The sequence below is a fragment of the Yeosuana aromativorans genome, assembly GCF_014646655.1.
Taxonomy (GTDB): Bacteria; Bacteroidota; Bacteroidia; order Flavobacteriales; family Flavobacteriaceae; genus Yeosuana; species Yeosuana aromativorans.
Window position 1 is genome coordinate 1 of record NZ_BMNR01000022.1, and the last position, 1,237, is coordinate 1,237.

The 1,237-nt window shown below is 49.2% G+C and carries 1 protein-coding gene; it reads left to right on the forward strand.

The annotated features are described in order from the left end of the window. Nucleotides 1-1,237 (forward strand): glucosamine-6-phosphate deaminase (gene nagB, locus IEW94_RS16770; RefSeq protein WP_188655241.1); only part of this gene is annotated, 1,237 nt, incomplete at both ends.

A 1,237-nucleotide genomic window follows, 5' to 3' on the forward strand; every position in this document is an offset into this window, starting at 1 on the left:
ATGTTGAAAAGTAACATAGACAAGGCCACGGGATTTGAAAAGCGATTTGAGAACATAGGGACCGTGGTTTTTGAGAATTCAGTTTTGGCCTCAAAGGCAGTGGCCAAGGAAATAGCGGACCTGATCAGGGTCAAGCAGGCCCAAAAGCAGCCCTGTATACTGGGGTTGGCAACAGGGTCGTCCCCTAAGGGCCTCTATGCCGAACTGGTCCGTCTTCACAAGGAGGAAGGCCTGAGCTTTAAGAACGTGGTGTCCTTCAATTTGGACGAGTACTACCCGATGGAACCGGATTCTGTGAACAGCTATGTCAGGTTCATGAAGGAACTGTTGTTCAACCATGTTGATATCCTGCCAGAGAACCATCACATACCCGATGGCACCCTATCAAAAGAGGAAATAGCCGATTACTGCAATGCCTATGAAGCCAAGATAGAGGCCCTGGGAGGAATTGATTTGCAGATCCTTGGCATTGGGGGCAACGGGCACATAGGCTTCAACGAGTCAGGGTCGCTACAAAACTCCAAAACCCGGTTGGTTGCCCTTGACCACATCACAAGAGTGGCCGCTAGCCATGATTTCTCGGGACTGAACAATACGCCAAGAACGGCCATTACGTTAGGGGTTAAAAAGATCATGGAGGCCAAACGGGTCATATTATTGGCCTGGGGGGAAAGAAAATCCAATATCATACAAGCATCGGTCGAAGGCCCTGTCACCAACCAGGTACCGGCGTCCTTTTTGCAAGAGCACAACAACGCCACCTTTGTATTGGACCGAGCGGCCTCCTCAAAACTGACCAGGATCAATACGCCTTGGTTGGTCGAGAAAGTAGTTTGGACAGATAAACTGATCAGAAAAGCGGTCTTGGGATTGGCCATTGATTTAAAAAAACCAATCTTAATGCTCACGGATGCGGATTATATTGAAAATGGAATGAGTGATCTGCTGGCAGATTCTGGTCCAGCTTACGATATCAACATCAAGATATTCAATAAACTACAGAACACCATTACAGGTTGGCCAGGCGGCAAACCAAATGCTGATGACAGCAAACGTCCGGAACGGGCCGAGCCAGCGAGCAAGCGCGTTCTTATTTTCAGTCCGCACCCGGATGATGATATCATAAGCATGGGCGGCACCTTCAAGCGCTTGCAAGAGCAGGGACATGAAGTGCACGTGGGCTATCAGACATCAGGGAACATAGCGGTGGCAGATGATGAGGCACTGCGCTTTGCAA